Below are 16,147 nucleotides of genomic sequence, written 5' to 3' on the forward strand. Positions count from 1 at the left end.
TCTCACGGAGCCCTTCCTGCATGAGCCTTGTCCGCAATTTCGCAACGGTCGGTGGTGCGACGCTGTTAAGCCGGCTGCTCGGGTTTGTGCGCGATGTGCTTCTGGCGGCCGCGGTCGGCGCCGGTCCGGTCGCCGACGCTTTCGTGGTGGCCTTCAGGCTGCCCAACCTGTTTCGCAGGCTTTTTGCAGAGGGTGCCTTCAACTCGGCATTCATTCCACTGTTCGGACGCGCCGTGGAAGAAAGTGGCGAAGAGGGCGCAAGACGCTTTGCCGGCGAAATCGGTTCCGCGTTGTTATTCTGTCTCCTGATCCTGACAGCGGTGGCCCAGATATTCATGCCCGCCGTGGTCTGGGCGCTGGCGCCGGGATTTCTCTCGGACCCGGAGAAATACGACCTCACCGTGCTGATGGCTCGGATTGCGTTTCCCTACCTCATCTTCATGTCCTTGCTGGCTTTCATCGGCGGTATATTGAACACCTATCAAAGGTTTGCCGCAGCGGCCTTCGCGCCGGTGATGCTGAATGTCGTGATGAGTATCGTTCTGGGTACTGTCCTTCTGACCGGCGTAACAGACAATACGCAACTCGGCATCATGCTGACCGTGGGCGTCAGTGTCAGCGGCATCATTCAGCTTCTCGTTGTCGTCATCGACCTGAAGAGACTGGGATTTCGCATACCGGTGTTTCGCCCACGTTATACGTCATCCGCTAAACGTCTGCTGACACTGGGAATTCCCGGCATCATTGCCGGAGGGGTCACCCAGATCAACATCGCTGTAGGCCAGATCATCGCCTCTCTTCAGGAAGGGGCCAACGCGCTTCTCTATTTTGCCGACCGGCTCTACCAGTTGCCGCTCGGGGTCATCGGAATTGCAATCGGTGTCGTGCTGCTGCCAAGTCTGACGCGCCAGTTGCGCTCCGGCCAGTTCAACGCCTATCAGCACAGTCTCAATCGGGCGCTCGAAATCTCTCTTGTACTGACACTTCCGGCTGCCGTCGCCCTGGCTGTCATCCCGCATGAGATCGTTGCGGTTCTGTTTCAGCGTGTGCGCTTTGATTCCGCTGCGGTCGACGGCACCGCTGCCGCACTGATGGCCTTTTCCTTCGGCCTTCCGGCCTTTGTGCTGAACAAGGTGTTCTCGCCTGGCTATTTCGCCCGGGAGGATACCAAGACGCCGATGAAGTTTGCCGCCGTCGGCATGGTCGTGAACGTTACCCTTTCGATCGCTCTGTTTCCGGTTCTGATGCATGTCGGCATTGCACTTGCAACGACACTGGCGGGATGGGTGAACACCGGGCTGCTGGTTGTCGTTCTTTGGCGCCGAGGACACTTTGTGCCCGACTTCCGTCTGTTGCGCAGGCTTGCGCTTGTTCTTCTGGCCAGCTTGCTTATGGGTGTCAGCATCCATTTCGCGGCCCTATTCCTGGAGTCGTACCTGACCAGTCCCTGGCTTGCCATCAGGGTTGCCAGCCTTGCGTTGCTCGTCAGCACGGGCATTGTGACATTCGCCATTTTTGCGCAGATCAGCGGCGGTGCGGACCTGTTGGGCATGATGAAAACGTTGACAAGACGCAACACTCAGGCCTGAAACGCGAATTCTTCCTCTAATCCGCTTGCATAGCTGCTCCGCCGGGCTTACACCCGGCGCGCCCAAATGTTCACAGCGCCCTTCCAACCGGCCGCACCAATAAAGGGAATTGAAATGACGGAGTTCCAGCCCCGTGTTTTTTCCGGCGTTCAGCCGACCGGCAATCTCCACCTTGGCAACTATCTTGGCGCGGTTTCGCGCTGGGTTCCGTTGCAGGATCAGATGCCGACCATTTTCTGCGTGGTCGACTCCCACGCCATTACTGCCGGATTTCCTGATCCGCTCGAATTGACCAATGCCACACGGGAAGTGACCGCTGCCTATATGGCTGCCGGCATTGATCCGAAGAAGTCTATTATTTTCAACCAGTCCCAGGTTCGCGAACACACCGAACTTGCCTGGATCTTCAACTGCGTGGCGCGGATGGGCTGGCTCAGCCGCATGACCCAGTTCAAGGAAAAGGCCGGCAAAAACCGGGAAAACGCATCCGTCGGGCTTTTCGCCTATCCCAACCTGATGGCTGCCGACATCCTGGCCTATCGGGCAACTCACGTTCCCGTCGGCGATGACCAGAAACAGCATCTGGAGCTGACCCGCGATATCGCCGCCAAGTTCAACAACGACTTTGGCGACCGGATCAAGGAACTGGGTATCGGCGTACCTAACCCGACACCTTCGCCGGAATTGCCCGAGCAGCTCTATTTCCCCATGACGGAACCCATGATCGCCGGACCGGCCACCCGGATCATGTCGCTGCGTGACGGTACCAAGAAGATGTCGAAATCCGATGCGTCGGATCTTTCACGCATCAACCTGACCGACGATGCCGACACGATCGCCAAGAAGGTGAAGAAAGCCAAGACTGATCCGGATGCCTTGCCGAGTGAAGTCGACGGACTGGAAAGCCGTCCGGAGGCTGACAATCTCGTCGGTATCTACGCCGCACTCGCCGGTATGACCAAGGACGAGGTTCTGAAGGATTTCGGAGGACAGCAGTTCTCTGCCTTCAAGCCTGCCCTGTCCGAACTGGCTGTCAGCAAGCTGTCGCCCATGACCGATGAAATGCGCCGCCTGATGGACGACAAGACCCAGATCGACGCCGTTCTCAAGGAAGGCGCTGAAAAGGCATCGGCGATCGCGGAACCGGTCCTCAAGGACGTTCGCAAGATCATCGGCTTCCTCGAAGTCCGCTGATTTTCGACAAGCAACACTCAAGCCCGGGCATCGTCCCGGGCTTTTTTGTTGGGTCATTGTTTGCCATCCATGCCGGTTTTGACCGGTCCGAAAACCTTCAGTTTCAGCACACGTCCGAAGCCCTTTCTACCTGCCATCACAAGTCGATGGTTCGTGCCAATTCGAACGCGGAGTGAAACGGTTTATCAAAGATTAAGAGGCACACTCACATCAACTGGGTCTTGTAGTGAGTAGCGATCTTGGTCAACAAAAACAGCGAACGGGCTGCCAAAGCCGTGTCGGAGGCAGACAAAGCCCCGAATGAGCACTTCGTTGGCCGGGACCGCCACGCAGGTTCCGCCTCCCGGGAGTATCAGGACCGCGTCGCACACCAGGACCGGTCCGGATCTGAGACGGCAGCAGGTCCCGACGTCGGTCGCGGGCGCAGGGCAACGGACATACCGGTCTCCGCGCCGAAAAAATCGCTTCAACACCTTGCTGTTGCAGGTCTGGTCATCGGATTGGTTTCCGCGCTCTTCCTGGTATCGACAGATGGCTTTAACCGCTTCCTGGGGATCGGTCTGGCTTTCTTTGCCGGAGGTCTGGCGGTCTGGCGCCTGTTTGCCGATGAGATGCACCGATCTGTTCAGGCACTTCAGATCAAGGACGACAAGATCCGGCGGCTGATGGCCAGGACCGAGGAACTGGAAGACAAGGCGTGGGAATTGGGCGAATCCGACGAACGCCACGCCAGCATTCTCGCCACGCTTGGCGACGTAGTCATCCGGCGCGATGCCGAAGGAGTCATTACCTACGTCAATTCCGCTGCCGAGGATGTGTTCGGACCAGATCATGACCTGAACACCGGCAATCTCATGGATTTGCCGCAGGTTCGTATTACCGATCCGTCCGCTCCGACAGAGTCGGACTTTGAAAGCAATTCCGACGGAATGGGATTTCAGGACCTTCATCTGGAAACGGTTCAGGGACGGCGCTGGTTCTCGCGCATAGATATCCCGGTTCGAGATACCGCCAGCGACCGGCAGCTTGTACAGACTGTTTTGCGGGACGTTACAGAACGCCGCCTCATCGAGGAAGAATTGCTTGCCGCCCGTCATTCTGCGGAAAGCTCAAGCGCCGCCAAATCAAGATTTCTGGCGACCGTCAGTCACGAGATCCGTACTCCGCTCAATGGCGTTCTGGGCATGTCGGCCCTGTTGCGGGACACCCGCCTGACCAAAGAGCAGCTTGCCTATATCGAAGCACTGGAAACGTCCGGTGAAACCCTGTTGCTGCTGATCGACGAGGTGCTCGATTTTTCCAAGGTCGAGGCCGGAAAACTCGATATTCAGGCAGCGCCGGTGCGCGTCGGGACACTGGCCGAAAGCGTCGTTGAACTGCTGGCTCCGAAAGCCCATGCAAAGAACCTTGAAATAGGTACGAAACTGGACGCCCGTCTGCCGGATGAAGTCACGCTTGATGCAACCCGGGTGCGACAGATCCTGTTCAATTTGATTGGAAACGGCATAAAGTTCACCGACGAGGGCGGCGTTGCCGTCCGGTTGTCCGGGCAAGCCAATCCCGCCGGCGGCAGTTTTCTCGAAATCGAAGTTCGCGATACCGGCATCGGATTCGACGAAGCCGAAGCGGAGCGCCTGTTTCAGGAATTCGAGCAGGTCGATCACGGTCCAGCCCGCAAATTTGGCGGTACCGGTCTCGGACTTGCCATCGCACAGCGGCTCGCAAATCTGATGGGGGGCTCGATCAATGCCCGGCCCGCTGCGGATGGCGGCGCGATCTTCCATGTCTCATTGCCCATTCCCGAAATTCTGCTGGACGGGACAGATCCAATCCTCGAAGCATTTGCGGACAAAAAGATCGTTTTCGTGACAGAAAGCCGGATCGAGTGCCCATTGCTTGCCGACTGGTTGACTGACCACAAGGCAGTTGTCTGTGTTCATGCACCGGGCAGCGCCGGCCTCGAAGACGGACTGCCCGAAGCTGACCTGCTTGTGGTCGATAGCGCCGCGATCGCCGACAGTGGCGGCTGGTTGGCTTCCGCGCGCCTTGCGGGATGCGAAGCACCTGCTGTCGTCATGATCTCTCCGCCGGAAAGAGACCGGCTCAACCATCTCAGACAGGCAGGCTATGCCGCCTTTCTCATTCGCCCCGTTCGGATCGAGACCCTGATGCAGATCTTTATGGGTCTGTTGAATGAGGAAGACGCCGAGCACGCCTGGGATGTCAGCGCCGAACCGGTGCAGGGCGGACCAAAGGCGGGCAGAAACAGGCTCCCGGCCCGTCCATTGCGCCTTCTTGTTGCCGAAGACAACGACATCAATCGGCTGCTAGGGGAAGCCTTACTGAGAAAACTGGGCCACGTTCCGATCATGGTTACGGATGGTGAAAAGGCCGTCGAAGAAGCCGCATCCGGATCGTTTGACGCCATCTTGATGGATCTGCACATGCCGGGACTGGATGGATTTCAGGCAATCGAGAAAATACGGGAAGACGAAAAAGTCAGCGGGCGGGCGCCCGTGCCGGTGTTGATTGTCACGGCAGATGTGATGAAAGATGCCCGCGACAAGGCTGCCGAAGTCGGAGCGGCCGGTTATCTGACCAAGCCACTTTCCGTCGAAGCAATCTCCCAGGCACTCACACAGATTGGCCGGGCCTGACCCTATCAATCGACTGCCATCGTATGTGCGACTACAACCTTCTGGCTGAAGTCCTGCAAATTGCTCGTCAGATTTCACAAAAGTCAAAGACTGAGCTAAGCTTTGCCTTGAACCTGCGTGGAAAAGAACCAACTGTCATGCAGCTGTTGGAAAAATATGTTCTACGCCAGGGTCAAAGCACACTGTCCTGCGCCGGGGGATATATGCCGGCGAAGAAAAAAATTTCGGTGAAACAGCACCAAGACTGTGAAACCCGTCAGAGTGCCCTATAACGGAAGTAAGAGGGTGGGATGTCCATAATGCGACAAGGGCTATTTTCTCCACGAAAGCTGGTACGGAAGATTGCGCCGGCATCACGCGCAGGTGCACCCATGGCCAACGCCGCTCGGTTGAGCGCCCCTCTCCAGTCTCCGGTCAAAACCGGTGAATCGCTCGGTCGCATCGGCTCTCTTGAAGTCCGGATGGCCAGAAACTTCAAGGAAGTCAAAAAGGCACAGCGCCTGCGTTACGACGTTTTTTATGAGGAAATGTCGGCGATTGCCGATGCCCATACGCAGACAACCCGCCGTGATGCCGACCCGTTTGACGCGTATTGCGATCATTTGCTGGTCGTGGATCACGACACGCTGAAGCGCAACAAGCTTGGTCGCCTGAAACCGGAAATCGTCGGCACCTACAGGATCCTGCGTCAGGAAGTTGCCGATCAGCACAGCGGCTTCTACACCGCAGGTGAATATGACGTCCAAAAGCTGATCGACGCGAACCCGGGCAAGCGTTTCATGGAGCTGGGCAGGTCCTGTGTCCTGAAACCGTACCGCAACAAGAAGACGGTCGAGCTTCTGTGGCATGGCATCTGGTCCTATGTGCTTCGCCACAAGATCGATGTCATGATCGGCTGCGCATCCATTGAGGGCACAAACCCGGATGCACTGGCCGGCCAGTTGTCGTTCCTGCATCACAACGCGCGGGCTCCGGAACAATGGCGGGTGCGTGCCGTGGATGAACGGTATGTGGAGATGAACCGCTTGCCGGCTGACAAGATAAACGCCAAGGAAGCCTTGCGTGCGCTTCCCCCCCTCGTGAAGGGGTATCTTCGTCTCGGAGCGTTCATCGGCGATGGCGCGGTCGTGGATCATCAGTTCGGCACGACGGATGTCCTGATCATCATGCCGGTGTCCGAACTCAACACGCGCTATGTGAACTATTACGGCGCTGACGCGAGCCGCTACTCCAGCTGACACTCACAATTCGCTGCTTCGCAGACAACCGGCCGGCAAATCGGCCGGTTTTTGCATTTGGGCCGGCGTAAACGCCCAAAGCCTTAACGCCCCCTTAAATTGCCGCATTCTAGGATCATCACCGGGGAAGCCGGCAGATTGCCGGAATTTTTTACGGGACGGATGATCAATGGCGCCTCGGGCGAAACGCCAGCCGCGAATTGAGCCGACATTTGGGGAAACGAGCAGCAGTCTGCTCGACCTGCGCCTCGGACCGCAGGATCGCTCCACCGTGCCTGCAGGCAAGTCCTCCTCCAAATCCAAAACCCGAAAGACATCCACGTCCGGTTCGCAGAAAAAAGCATCTTCGAAAAAGTCGCCAAAGTCCCAGAGTACCCGAGCCAAAAGCAACTCCGGCAACCGGGGAGGCGGCCGGTCCGGCGCGAAACGGCGTAGCCGCAAGCGGAAGAACCGCTTTCAGGCACCGACATTCCTCGGGCGCCTTTTCAAACGCGGCGTCTACTGGAGCGCGGTCCTGGGCATATGGGGCGCGATCGCCGTTGTCTGCATCGTCGGCTATTACGCAGCCTTCCTCCCGCCTACATCCGAATGGCAGGTGCCGGCACGTCCGCCGAACGTGAAGATCGTTGCGGCCAACGGCCAATTGATAGCGAACCGGGGAGATACCGGCGGGGAAGCGGTTCGTCTGGAACAATTGCCGCCTTACCTGCCGAACGCGGTGATCGCCATTGAAGACCGGCGGTTCCGATCACACTTCGGCATCGATCCCATTGGTCTCGCACGTGCTTTCTATACAAATTTGACCACCGGTCGCCTTGCGCAGGGTGGGTCGACGCTGACCCAACAGCTTGCCAAGAACCTCTTTCTGGAACCGGACCGCACGATCAAGCGGAAGATACAGGAACTGGTGCTCGCGTTCTGGCTGGAAGCGAAATACTCCAAGGATGAAATCCTGGAGATGTATCTCAACAGGGTCTATCTGGGATCCGGCGCTTATGGCGTGGATGCGGCGGCGCGTCGCTATTTCGGAAAGTCGGCCAGGCTGATGACCGTGGCGGAGTCTGCAACGATTGCAGGACTGCTGAAAGCCCCCTCGCGTTATTCCCCGGCGCGCAATCCGGATCTTGCCGAAGATCGCGCCCAGCTCGTGCTCGCCGCGATGCATGAGGAAGGTTACATCGGTTCCGATGAGGCCAAGAACGCCATCGCAGCCCCGGCCAAGGTCGTGCGTCGCTACACCACCGCAAGCGAAAACTATGTGGCCGACTATGTCATGGATGTCCTGCCGCATTACGTCGGCTCGATCGAAAGCGACATCATCGTCGATACGACGGTAGATCCGGGAATTCAACGGGCTTCGGAGACGGCCCTGCGGTCCGCATTGAATGACAACCGTCAGAAACTCGGTGTGTCCCAAGGTGCCGTCGTCACGCTTGACACAGCCGGAGCGGTCAAGGCGCTGGTCGGTGGTGCCGATTATTCGAAGAGCCAGTTCAACCGGGCTGTTTATGCCAAGCGCCAGCCCGGATCCGCCTTCAAGCCGTTTGTCTATCTGGCCGCCCTGGAAAACGGTCTGACGCCGCAGACCATACGTCAGGACCAGCCGATCACAATCGGTGGCTGGTCACCGAAAAACTATACCAAAGAGCACTACGGACCCGTTACGCTGACCCGGGCCCTGAGTCTGTCGCTCAACACGGTTGCCGCGCGGCTTGCGCATGAGGTCGGCGCCGGAACTGTGGCAAGCACGGCAAAGCGGCTGGGTATCAGCTCCGATCTGAAGAAAAACCTGTCGCTGTCTCTGGGAACTTCAGAAGTCACGCCTCTTGAAATCGCCGCGGCCTACGTCCCGTTCTCAAACGGCGGCTATGGCGTGCTGCCGCATGTCATCCGCCGCATCAGGACTGTAGACGGCAAGACGCTTTATTCTCGCTCCGGAGACGGCCGCGGGCGGGTGGTCAACCGTCAGCAGGTCGGCAACATGAACCTGATGATGTCGGAGACACTGCTGACCGGAACGGGCCGCAAGGCTCGGCTCGACAGCGGCCGTCCTGCAGGTGGAAAGACCGGAACCAGCCAGGATTTCAGGGACGCCTGGTTCATTGGTTACACTGGCAATCTGACCACGGCCGTCTGGTTCGGCAATGACGACAATTCGCCTACCAGGAAAGCCACGGGCGGCAGTTTGCCTGCTTTGGTCTGGAAAGATGTGATGGACGCTGCGCATAACGATCTGCCGGTGGCTGATCTTCCCGGCGTGCCGAACCTGCCTGCAAATGTCTCGGCCCCGCGCAAGCCAATTCCCGGCGGACAGGAGACCGTCGGCTCCGGCAGCGACCCAATTCCTCCGGCTCCGATAGGCGGTGGAGGTTCCGGCGAGCGCCGCGGACCGCTCAATCTCCTGCGCAACCTGTTTGGCGGTGGTTAGGACAAGCCTCTAGAGCCGGTCCCTGAAAAATCTGACGATGCGTTTTCTGGCGTCGGCATGTGCACCGGCATCGTATTGCAGCCAGTGCCGCTGTCCTGAAGCTCCCGGAAAATAGAAACCGGCCCCAACTGATGGATTGTCAAACGCGTGGAACGCACCGGGATAGACGATTAACTCAACATCGTTTTGCCGCTCCCTGTTGAGTTGTTCCAGCTTCCGGCATTCGGAAACGGGGGTCCAATCATCCGCTTCACCGATCAGGACCAGCAGTGGAACGGGATAGGTCCGGTCAGCTATGCAATAGGGATAAAAGGCAACCGCTGCCTGAAAAGTTTTCTCAAATCGGCTGCCGGGACCATGGGTGTTTGTGGCATTCTGCACCGTAATTCCACCATGAGACCAGCCGATCAGTCCAATTCTGTCCGGATCGACAAATTCGAACCCACTCAGGAATTTCAATGCGCCGAATGCATCAAGCGCCCTTGCCGACGGAGAGGCACTGCTGCTCACGCCCCTGCAATCGCTTGTCAGGTTTCTGGGGCGAAAACTGTCCACGACCAGAGTTACAAATCCCGCATCTGCCAGCAATCGGGCCCAATCAAGATGGGATTGCTGAATGCCTCCGCAACCATGCAGGAGCACGAGCGCAGGGTGCGGCCTGTCTCCTTCAGGCCTGGCCAGATGTCCCCAGATCGGTGTTTCCACATTCCCCTGAGCAGAGCCCGGAAGAGTGCTTGCCGGAAAATGAACGACTTCGAACGGCCTTTTGGCCAGCGAAAGGCCGGTCAAAGCCAGCAGACAGGCAATGCAAAGCAGGATGCGAATACTCGCGCTCGAATGTGTTCCGAAGCTCGGCTGCATGTCGAGCTGGCTCGCTTCACGTCTGACGCGCTGGAAAATCGCATGTTCCGCTTCTCCGCAGTCATTGGTCCAGCGAACCACATCTGCGCATTAATGCAAGATTTCAGGCTTTGAGGAGAAGCGTGGCCCTAGCCGAAGCCATGCAGTTGCTGGCCGTTTTGCTTCAGCCAGATGCGTGCCGTCGGGGTTTGAGGCGCCAATTGCTCACACAGGCGCCAGAAGCGTGCAGAATGGTTCATTTCCTGCAGATGGGCTACTTCGTGCGCCGCGACATAGTCGAGTATGTCCGGTGGTGCGAGGATCAGTCTCCAGGAATAGGAAATCCTGCCGTTGGATGCACATGATCCCCAGCGGCTCCTGGTATCGCGCACGCTGATCCCGGTGATTTTCTTGCCGATCGTCCTGGCATGAATTTCCGAGCGTTGCGTCAGTTCCTTTCGTGCCTGCTCCTTGAGCCAGCTTGTCACTTTTCTCGGAATGTGGTCGTCGGCACCAGGAACCATGAGAGCGGGATAGCCGTCTTCCGTTTCACCGATTGAGACCAATCCGCGCAGCTTTCCGGTGGGAACGATGACATGATCTTCTCCACGAAGAGGCACGATGTCCCCTGGCAGAAACTCGACATGGTCGGGCCGCCCCTGCAAGCGCTCAACCAGCCAGCTGATGTGCTGGCGGGCAAACTTTTCGGCGCGTGCAAGATCCCCTCCCTCGGGGACTGTCAGCACGGGTCCCGAGCGATCCGCGGGGATGCGCAGCAGATACCGCTGAGCCCTCGGGTTCGCACGCAGACGAATGCGCACGTCCTTGGTCTCTGTTTGAATATCAATGTGCTCTGGCAGAGATTTCTTGCCGGCGCGGTACAGCATGAACAGCGGAACCCAAACGAATCAGTTGCGACAAGTTTAAGGGAGAATTTTCCATCCATAAACGGACGAAAGCGACGCCTGAAAAGGCGCCGCTCTCGGACTGGCCGTCAGGAGACGGGTCTGGGAGGAGGAGGACTTACAACCCAGCGGAATCGTTGCCGCCGGTCGTCCGACCCCTGTTGGCCATAAAGCGATCGAATTCCTCCTGGTCACGCGCGCGGCGCAGTTCACGAAGGAAATCATCAAAGTCGGCGCGCATTGCATCGAGTTTCGCGCGTTCTTCTTCCAGGCGCTTCAACTCGCGCTCACGGTAGTCGTCGAAAGCAACGTTGCCTGTACGTGCATAGCCTGCGGTATTGGACATTTGATCGAATGCTCCCTTCAGCGGGCTTGACCGCCATTGATCCTTTGCGTCTCGGGCCATTCCTTCAAATCGGTCGCCCCACAGAATGTAGGCCAGCATGGCAAGGCCAAGCGGCCAGAAAACCACAAACCCCAATACCATCAGACCGATGGTCACAGGTGTCCAGGCAGGTTTGATCATGCAACTTTTAGTCGTCGTCATCGTCCCATCCATTTAAGACATCCACTTCAATCAGGTGGGGATTGTCCGATGCCGCTTCAAGGATTTGTGACCGGGAAACGCAGAAGAAAAAGCGCGAATTGTGAGTAATCCGTTGAGGTAGCTTTTCTGTAAGCAACTGTTTTCATTGAAAAATGGAAATCAGGAATAATCTATTCGCCGCAATCGGTCGTTGCAGTGAATTATTTGAATTTTCATTGGAAATAACGTCGAACATCAGCTGCGGGCGCTTGCAGAAGCGCCCGCAATATCAACTGTCAGCTGACAACTTCCGACAGCTGTTTTGCCTGTTCGATCCATTCATCTCTGGCGATACGGCCACGGAAATCAAGCTTTGTGTCCAGAGCCTCGATCTGCTTTTCGGTCAGGGAAGCAATCTGCCAGTAATGGAAAATCCCTGCCTCGTTGAGCGCGATTTCCAGCTTCGGGCCCACACCGCTTATCGCTTTCAGATCGTCGGCGGCGCCGTCCGGCTTGGTCAGCAGGATTTCCTCCAGGGAACCCGTCGCTTCCCTGGCCTTCACCTTCTTCTTCGCCTGAGGCTTGGCCGGCGACTTTGCGGCCGGCTTCACTGCCTTTTTCTCAAGGGCAGGTGCGGTTGCTCCCGGACGATTGGAGCGGATGAAGTCCATGACCCGCGGCGCGATTTCAGACCGCCAACGAGAACCGTTGAAGACACCATAGTGACCGACATTCGGCTGTTCGTAATGGACCTTTTGTTCATCCGGCAGGTTGTAGCAGAGTTCATGAGCGGCGCGGGTCTGGCCGCGGCCGGTGATGTCGTCCTTTTCGCCCTCAACCGTCATCAACGCGGTGCGCTTGATCTTGCTGCAATCCACGACGCTGCCATTGTGCAGCATTGTGCCGTTGGGCAGCGAATGATCGATGAACACCGTTTCAACCGTCTGCAGATAGAACTCGGCGGTCAGATCCATGACGGCGAGATATTCGTCATAGAATTCACGATGCTTTTCTGCGCTGTCACCGTCGCCTTCGACCAGATGCTGGAAGAAGTCCCGGTGCGCCGTCAGGTGACGATCGAGATTCATGCCCATGAAGCCGGAGAGCTGCAAAAAGCCCGGATAGACATCACGCATGAAACCCGGATGCGGGAACGGCACCTTCATGATGACGTTGCTCTTGAACCAGTCGAGACCCTTCGATACGGCCAGATCGTTCACCGCGGTTGGAGCAACACGCGTATCGATCGGGCCCCCCATCAGGGTCATCGAAGACGGAACATATGGATCCTCCCGTCCTTCCATGACCGCGACGGCCGCCAGAACGGGGACGGATGGCTGGCACACACCGAGAACGTGTGTGTCCGGCCCCAGAAAATGCAACATCGAAATGATGTAGTCGATATAGTCGTCCAGATCGAATTTGCCTTCCTGGATCGGCACCATGCGGGCGTCGATCCAGTCGGTGATGTAGACATCTGCGTCCGGCATCAGGGCTTCTACTGTGCCGCGCAGCAAAGTTGCGTAGTGGCCCGACATCGGAGCCACGATCAGCACTTTCGGATCGTTGCGGTGCGAAGTGACCCCCCGCTCGAAATGAACCATGTCGCAGAACGGCCGGCTCCAGACGATGTTCTCGCGCACAGGAACACGGACTCCGCCCACGACCGTTTCGTTCAAGCCGAATTCCGGTTTGCCGTACCGCCGCGTCGTGCGTTCAAGAACTTCACAGCCGGCGGCAATCGAACGGCCATAGCTGGTATGAGTCAGAGGGTTAAGCGGGTTCTGGAAGTAGAGCTTCGTCATGTCGGCGACAGCTCTGAACGGCGCCATGGCCGCGTGATTCAGCTCGTAAAGATGATAAAAAGGCAAAGACGCCTCTCCTTTGTTTACAAAGCCGCTGCCTTCCCCTTCGGCGAAGTTCCAAAACGCACTAGCGCGGCTCGCTTGTTTTCGCATCACCTATTGCATCGCAACAGAATAGCTAGGCATGCAACCGCGTGCAATACTGCTAATTGTTATCCGGCCGCGAACATAACTTCACATAGTTGCGGTCAAACTCATTTTGGCATCAAATTTCTGTGCGGCGCACAAAAGCAGATAGAGTATTTAAATCAACTTAGTAGAAAAATTTTCCGAAGAGTAAGCTTGGAGCTACGCAGCGAGATCGGCGACGACCGCGTCGAGAACAAAGAAACCTTCTCGGGTCGCTCGCACTCGGTTTTCCCCGATTTCTTCGATCATTCCATGCTCGAGAAGAGCATTCAGCCGCCGTTGATCAACAGATCTGTGCGAAAAACTCTCGTAACGGGACAAATCTATCCCTTCGGTGAGCCGCAGCCCCATCAGAAGAAATTCGTCACCCTGCTCTTCCTCGTTCAAGCCCATATTCTCGATCATGCCGTGACCATGTTGCTCGACATTTTCAAGCCAGGTCTCGGGGTGGCGCTCGATCGAAGTGGCCAGACGGTTAACCCCGACAGTCAGGCGGCCATGAGCGCCCGGACCAACGCCGACATAGTCTCCGTAGCGCCAATAGACCAGGTTGTGGCGGCATTCCGCGCCCGGTCTGGCGTGGTTGGAAACCTCGTAGGCCGGCATTCCGGCATCCGCGGTCACATCCTGGGTCAACTCATAGAATACGGCTCCGAGATCCGGATCCGGCATCTTGAGTTTTCCAGCGTGATAGAGCGTGTGGAAGGGCGTGCCTTCCTCAATCGTGAGCTGGTAGAGAGACAGGTGATCGGCAGCAAGCGCAATGGCTTCGTTCAGTTCTTCCGCCCATCCTTCCGGCGTTTGTCCGGGCCGGGCATAGATCATGTCGAAGGACAGGCGCGGGAACGTTGCGCGAGCCGTTTCGATTGCCGCACGGGCAGTCTGCGCATCGTGCAGGCGGCCCAGAAGCTTCAGATCCCTGTCGATAAGCGATTGAACGCCCAGGGACACCCGGTTGACACCTGCTGAGCGATACCCTTTGAACCGTTCAGCCTCCACCGAAGACGGATTGGCTTCCATCGAGATTTCGACATTCGCGTCAATCGACCAGTTTTTGGCAATGGTCTCGAGAATGCGCTCAACCGTTTTCGGATCCATCAGGGACGGCGTGCCGCCTCCCAAAAACACGGACTCCACGGTCTTTCCCCGGGTCAGTTCCGCAAAATGGGCCAGTTCGCGTTCAAACGCAGCGGTATAGCGGAGCTGATCGACCGGTTGATGGCGAACGTGGGAATTGAAATCGCAATATGGACACTTGGCGGCACAAAACGGCCAATGAACATAGATGCCGAAACCACCATCCCTGGTCGCGTGCGACGTCACTTCATCAATCTCCCAGACAACCAGCGGCAAATTTCTGGAATGCGCGGGCCCGATGAGACAGGGCCGGCGTGTCTTCCGACCAGCCGTGCTTTTGCTCCGACGACATTTCGCCGAAGGTGATGGCGTGGCCGTCCGGCTGAAAGACCGGATCGTAACCGAAGCCCTGGGTGCCACGCGGCGGCCAGACGATGTCGCCTTCGACTTCACCGCGGAAATATTCCTGGTGCCCGTCCGGCCAGGCCAGACACAGAACTGCGACGAACGAACCGCGGCGCTGTTCCGGTGAGGTTGCGCCGATCGACTGGAGCTTCTCCTCGATCGTGCGCATGGCCATGGCAAAGTCCTTGTCCGGACCGGCCCAGCGCGCGGAGTAAATCCCGGGATCGCCATTCAAGGACGCGACACAAAAGCCACTATCGTCGGCCAATGCCGGAAGGCCGGAGGCGTTTGCTGCCGCCACAGCCTTGATGGCGGCGTTTTCCTCAAAGGTCAGTCCGGTTTCTTCCGGCTCCGGCAGATCAAGCTCACCGGCTGAAACCACTTCAAATCCGTAAGGAGCAAGCAGTTCGTTGATCTCTCGGATCTTGCCCTTGTTGTGGCTGGCCACGACAAGTTTTCCAGGTTCCAGTTTCCGGTGGCTCATCACGACGGATCCTTAAAGAATTGCCATTTTCTGCAAGTCGACCAACCGGCCGATTCCGGCTTTCGCCAGACCGAGAAGTTGCCCGAATTCCTCTTCGGAGAAGGGCGCACCTTCCGCGGTACCCTGGATCTCGACAATGCCGCCGGAGCCGGTGAGAACGAAGTTCGCATCGGTTTCGGCCGTGCTGTCCTCGGCGTAATCCAGATCGAGAACCGGCGTTCCCTCGTAAATGCCGCAGGAAATCGCGGCAATATGATCCTTCAGTACTTCACTGGAGACCATGTCGCGCGATTTCATCCATTCAATGCAATCGCGAAGCGCCACCCAGGCACCGGTGATTGCTGCCGTGCGTGTTCCGCCATCAGCCTGGATAACGTCACAATCGACGGTGATCTGGGCCTCGCCCAGCGCTTCCAGGTCAACCACTGCCCGAAGGGAGCGGCCAATCAGGCGCTGAATTTCCTGCGTGCGCCCGGACTGCTTCCCGGCGCTTGCTTCACGACGCATGCGATCGCCGGTTGCGCGCGGCAGCATGCCATATTCAGCAGTTACCCAACCGCGGTTCTGACCACGCAGCCACGGCGGAACGCGTTCTTCAAGGCTGGCGGTGCAAAGAACATGCGTGTCTCCGAACTTCACAAGACAGGAGCCTTCCGCATGTTTGGAGACACCGCGCTCAAGAGTGACCGCACGGAGTTCATCGGCTGCGCGTTTTGACGGACGCATGAAAATCCCTTTCGACTTTCGCTTAAATGAAACAGCTGTTTCCCTTCATTCCTGAGGGCCTTGTAGACCTCAACTCGACAAGTC

Annotated in this window: 12 protein-coding genes; 5 read left to right on the forward strand and 7 right to left on the reverse strand. The window is 57.6% G+C overall.

Annotation, left to right across the window (positions count from 1 at the left end; all coding sequences use genetic code 11):
- The first annotated feature begins 20 nt into the window (after nt 1–20).
- The 5 genes from murJ (at nt 21) to ABLQ08_RS28930 (ending at nt 9,106) form a co-directional block, all read left to right on the forward strand.
- Complete coding sequence (murJ, locus tag ABLQ08_RS28910) at nt 21–1,589, forward strand: murein biosynthesis integral membrane protein MurJ (protein WP_352949797.1); 1,569 nt, start codon at nt 21–23, stop codon at nt 1,587–1,589.
- Nucleotides 1,590–1,703: 114 nt separating this feature from the next.
- Nucleotides 1,704–2,783 carry a tryptophan--tRNA ligase gene (gene trpS / locus ABLQ08_RS28915; protein ID WP_352949799.1) on the forward strand — a complete coding sequence of 360 codons (1,080 nt, stop codon included), beginning with the start codon at nt 1,704–1,706 and terminating at the stop codon, nt 2,781–2,783.
- A 239-nt stretch (nt 2,784–3,022) separates the two neighbouring features.
- The gene (locus ABLQ08_RS28920) at nt 3,023–5,440 is read left to right on the forward strand and encodes a hybrid sensor histidine kinase/response regulator (RefSeq protein WP_352949800.1); all 2,418 of its coding nucleotides are present in this window, start codon (nt 3,023–3,025) and stop codon (nt 5,438–5,440) included.
- A gap of 299 nt (nt 5,441–5,739) precedes the next feature.
- The gene (locus ABLQ08_RS28925; protein WP_417714964.1) at nt 5,740–6,678 is read left to right on the forward strand and encodes a GNAT family N-acetyltransferase; all 939 of its coding nucleotides are present in this window, start codon (nt 5,740–5,742) and stop codon (nt 6,676–6,678) included.
- Between the two features lie 169 nt (nt 6,679–6,847).
- A complete protein-coding gene (locus ABLQ08_RS28930; protein WP_352949804.1) occupies nt 6,848–9,106 on the forward strand; it encodes a transglycosylase domain-containing protein in 2,259 nt (752 codons plus the stop codon).
- Nucleotides 9,107–9,115: 9 nt separating this feature from the next.
- Here the strand turns inward: ABLQ08_RS28930 and ABLQ08_RS28935 are convergent, their stop codons facing one another.
- The 7 genes from ABLQ08_RS28935 to rph form a co-directional block, all read right to left on the reverse strand.
- Entirely contained in the window at nt 9,116–10,048 is a 933-nt protein-coding gene (locus ABLQ08_RS28935) for a dienelactone hydrolase family protein (RefSeq protein WP_352949806.1), read from the reverse strand.
- Nucleotides 10,049–10,095: 47 nt separating this feature from the next.
- Complete coding sequence (locus tag ABLQ08_RS28940; protein WP_352949808.1) at nt 10,096–10,833, reverse strand: M48 family metallopeptidase; 738 nt, start codon at nt 10,831–10,833, stop codon at nt 10,096–10,098.
- A gap of 136 nt (nt 10,834–10,969) precedes the next feature.
- Nucleotides 10,970–11,398, reverse strand: a complete 429-nt coding sequence (locus tag ABLQ08_RS28945; RefSeq protein WP_352949810.1) for a DUF2852 domain-containing protein — start codon at nt 11,396–11,398, stop codon at nt 10,970–10,972.
- Between the two features lie 275 nt (nt 11,399–11,673).
- A complete protein-coding gene (gene phaZ, locus ABLQ08_RS28950) occupies nt 11,674–13,248 on the reverse strand; it encodes a polyhydroxyalkanoate depolymerase (RefSeq protein WP_352949813.1) in 1,575 nt (524 codons plus the stop codon).
- Nucleotides 13,249–13,530: 282 nt separating this feature from the next.
- Nucleotides 13,531–14,694: a radical SAM family heme chaperone HemW gene (hemW, locus tag ABLQ08_RS28955; protein ID WP_352949815.1), complete on the reverse strand. Its 1,164-nt coding sequence runs from the start codon at nt 14,692–14,694 to the stop codon at nt 13,531–13,533.
- 4 nt (nt 14,695–14,698) lie between these two features.
- Nucleotides 14,699–15,337, reverse strand: coding sequence for an RdgB/HAM1 family non-canonical purine NTP pyrophosphatase (gene rdgB / locus ABLQ08_RS28960; RefSeq protein ID WP_352949817.1), 639 nt, complete (start codon nt 15,335–15,337; stop codon nt 14,699–14,701).
- A gap of 12 nt (nt 15,338–15,349) precedes the next feature.
- Nucleotides 15,350–16,063: a ribonuclease PH gene (gene rph, locus ABLQ08_RS28965; protein ID WP_352949819.1), complete on the reverse strand. Its 714-nt coding sequence runs from the start codon at nt 16,061–16,063 to the stop codon at nt 15,350–15,352.
- Nucleotides 16,064–16,147 lie beyond the last annotated feature (84 nt).

The organism is Roseibium sp. SCP14 (assembly GCF_040329475.1).
Taxonomy (GTDB): domain Bacteria; phylum Pseudomonadota; class Alphaproteobacteria; order Rhizobiales; family Stappiaceae; genus Roseibium.